This is a genomic window from Mucilaginibacter sp., from assembly GCF_039935595.1.
Lineage (GTDB): Bacteria > Bacteroidota > Bacteroidia > Sphingobacteriales > Sphingobacteriaceae > Mucilaginibacter.
Genome location: NZ_JBDTJZ010000022.1, coordinates 1 through 3,233, shown reverse-complemented (window position 1 = coordinate 3,233; position 3,233 = coordinate 1). Strand labels below are relative to the sequence as shown.

The following is a 3,233-nucleotide window of genomic DNA, read 5'->3' as shown; positions in this document are numbered from 1 at the left end:
GGCATGGATGTTTATATTGAAACCACCCAAAGCCGCATGGGTACATTTAACAACCATACCCGTAAAACTTTACTGTGGGTGTTTGAGCAATTCCACACCTGGGATTTTTTGGCCGCTATAGGCGGCGATTATTTTAGACTGGTAGTGCTATTTATATTGGTAAGTATAATGTTGCTGGCTTTGACGACGGGGTTAACGGTTTACGGCCTGTACTGGAAAAGTTTTAAAACCGTGCGGCAAAAGCGCAAAGAGAACGGTGCGGATGATAAACGTTTTATCCATCGGTATCACCGGCAAATTGGGTTGATCGTCTCGTTTATCATGTTGCTATTTGTTACGAGCGCGGCTTTCCATCTATATGTAAAACTGTATAATACCAACCCGGAGAAGAAGCCTTATGAGCAACTCATAAAACGCGATCAATTGGGCGTATCTAACCTGCAATTACCTGTTGCCGATAGCCTTATCCATAAAATATCATTAGCTGATTTTAGCGGGCATGTTTACTATCAAATCACCAATAACAAAAAGCAGGTATTATACTTCGACGCTGCTAACGGGCGCGAGCTACCCAACGGCGACCAGCAATATGCGGCTTATTTAAGCGGTTATTATGGCGAGGGCGGTCTGCCGGTTTCTATAAACTGGATAACCGAGTTTGATAACGATTATGGCTTTATTAATAAACGGCTGCCTGTGCAAAAAGTAAGCTACGCCAACGGCGAAACCCGGTATATTGAAACCACCACAGCCAAACTGGCTACAAAGGTTGCTCCCCTTGATCGTGCCGAGGGTTTATCATTCATCTTCCTGCATAAGTTTTTCTGGATGACCTGGGCGGGTAAAGATATCAGGGATATAGTAAGTATGCTATGTGCTTTAGGTGTATTGGTAGTTGCCTTGTTAGGATTTGTGTCGTTTATTAAGAATAAGTAAAAATGAGAAACATTATAATAGCTTTTATGGCGTGCACGCTGAGTTTGGGTTCATGCCATAGTAATGTCTCAAAATCTCCCGCAAAAAAATACAAATACTATTGCACCATGCACCCGGATATTGGGGCAGATAAACCGGGTATCTGCCCAAAATGCGGGATGGAGTTGGTGGAAAGGGATACAACGGCAAAGTAAATTAAACGCGCTTCGTTGACTCACCCGGTCTTTGGCTTCGCTCGACCACCCTCTCTGCTGCAAGCAGCAAAGAGGGTTTTTATCTTACGAAAAGCCAACCCCTCTCTAGAATAGAGAGGGTGACGAGTCCCGATAGCTATCGGGACGATGTCGGGTGAGTCCAAATCACGGCAAGCACTCCAATTTTTACTTTGCCCTTACTTTGATGACAAACCCTTGCGCTACCTTTGCGCTATGAAAATAGAAATATGGAGCGATGTGATGTGCCCGTTTTGCTATATAGGCAAACGCAGGTTTGAACATGCGCTTGAACAATTTGAACATAAAGACGAAGTACAGGTAGAATGGAAAAGCTTTCAGCTTAACCCCGACCTGGTTACCGATACTACCATAAGCAATGCCCAATACCTGGCCGATAAAAAAGGCTTTTCGCTTGACCATGCCCAACACCTACAAAATAGTGTTAGCCAAATGGCTGCCGAAGTTGGCTTAACTTATAACCTGGATAAAGCAGTTGTTGCCAATAGTTTTGATGCGCACCGCTTTGCACACCTTGCCAAACAAAAAGGTTTGGGTGATGAAGCCGAAGAAGCCCTGTTTAAAGCTTATTTTACCGATACCAAAAATATAGCCGATCACGAAGTTTTGGCGCAGTTAGGCAGCTCCATTGGTTTAGACGCGCAAGAGGTACACCATACTATATCAGGCAATAAATTCGCCATTGATGTAAATAAAGATGTTGCCGAAGCCTCACAGTTAGGTATTAACGCCGTTCCGTTTTTTGTAATGGACAGAAAGTACGGTGTATCAGGCGCGCAAGCCGTTCCGGTATTTTTACAAACGCTTGAAAAAGCTTATGACGACTGGAAAACAACCCAACAACCTGCACTTGATGTGGTAAATGGAGAAAGTTGTGAAGTTGGTGGCGATTGCTAAATAATAATTGCCAACGCGTCATTGCGAGGAGTAAAACGACGTGGCAATCTCTACACGACAGGTTGCCGCCTATCATGTAGAGATTGCTTCGTTCCTTGCAATGACGCTAGTTTTCGTCCCTCCCCCAAATCCCCCTCATCAGGATTTAAAATACACTCAAAATTTTCTTACCCGTTATTAAATATAAACTTTAAGCGGCTTTTGGGTACAAAAATGTATAACTACAAAAGCCCGGTGGTTTGCGTACAGGGTTAATTTAAAGTCATTTTAAAACAACGTTTACAAGTTTTTGCATATATTCAACTGCATTATATAGTATAAATAATACATTTGTCGCTGTAAAAAATGGACACCACCAACAGTACATCAACACCACAAACTGCCAGCCGACCAGGGTTAAAAAAACGCCTTTCGGACTTTTTTGCCACACTTTATAAAATACACCTCTTTATAATCCGTTTTTTTAAAGAAGCATTTGTACCTCCTTTTGAGTTTAAAGAACTAATGATTCAATGCTATCAGGTTGGTGTGCGTTCGTTCACCTTAATATCATTAACCGGGTTTATTGTTGGGGTTATTTTTACCAAGCAATCGCGCCCATCGTTATCAGAGTTCGGGGCAACGTCATGGCTGCCCTCGCTGGTTTCCATAGCTATTATGCGGGCATTAGCCCCGTTGGTAACCGCGCTAATTGCAGCAGGTAAGGTAGGCTCAAGCATCGGTGCCGAGTTAGGCTCCATGCGGGTAACCGAGCAAATAGACGCTATGGAAGTATCGGGCACCAAACCTTTTAAATTTTTGGTAGTTACCCGTGTATTGGCTACAACCATTGCAATTCCAATCTTAGCAACCTACACCGGTTTTATAGCCATATTGGGTGGATATTTAAATGTAGCTACTAACGAGGGTACCAGTTATACCACCTTTATGCAACAGGTTTTTGAACCGCTTACTTTTGTCGACTTTGTATCCTCGCTAATAAAATCAATAGTATTTGGGTTTACCATTGGCATAGTAGGCTGCTATCAGGGTTATAATGCTGATAAGGGTACCGAGGGCGTTGGCAAAGCTGCAAACGGCGCGGTAGTAACGGCCATGTTTTTAGTGTTTGTTGAAGAAGTTTTAATAGTGCAGATAGCAGGTTGGTTCAGGTAATGATATGAAAAA

The 3,233-nt window shown here is 42.9% G+C and carries 4 protein-coding genes; all 4 read left to right on the top strand.

Annotation, left to right across the window (positions count from 1 at the left end; all coding sequences use genetic code 11):
- Positions 1-936, top strand: a 936-nt coding sequence (locus ABI367_RS01325) for a hypothetical protein (protein WP_462228013.1), incomplete at its 5' end; no start/stop codon positions are given.
- A gap of 2 nt (positions 937-938) precedes the next feature.
- Positions 939-1,130 carry a heavy metal-binding domain-containing protein gene (locus ABI367_RS01320; protein WP_462228012.1) on the top strand — a complete coding sequence of 64 codons (192 nt, stop codon included), beginning with the start codon at positions 939-941 and terminating at the stop codon, positions 1,128-1,130.
- A gap of 234 nt (positions 1,131-1,364) precedes the next feature.
- The gene (locus ABI367_RS01315) at positions 1,365-2,066 is read left to right on the top strand and encodes a DsbA family oxidoreductase (protein ID WP_462228011.1); all 702 of its coding nucleotides are present in this window, start codon (positions 1,365-1,367) and stop codon (positions 2,064-2,066) included.
- 345 nt (positions 2,067-2,411) lie between these two features.
- Positions 2,412-3,221 carry an MlaE family ABC transporter permease gene (locus ABI367_RS01310; RefSeq protein WP_462228010.1) on the top strand — a complete coding sequence of 270 codons (810 nt, stop codon included), beginning with the start codon at positions 2,412-2,414 and terminating at the stop codon, positions 3,219-3,221.
- Positions 3,222-3,233: the final 12 nt, after the last annotated feature.

Coding starts and splice junctions, on each gene's coding strand:
- ABI367_RS01320 (WP_462228012.1), top strand. CDS start 939: ATGAGAAACATTATAATAGCTTTTATGGCGTGCACGCTGAGTTTGGGT.
- ABI367_RS01315 (WP_462228011.1), top strand. CDS start 1,365: ATGAAAATAGAAATATGGAGCGATGTGATGTGCCCGTTTTGCTATATA.
- ABI367_RS01310 (WP_462228010.1), top strand. CDS start 2,412: ATGGACACCACCAACAGTACATCAACACCACAAACTGCCAGCCGACCA.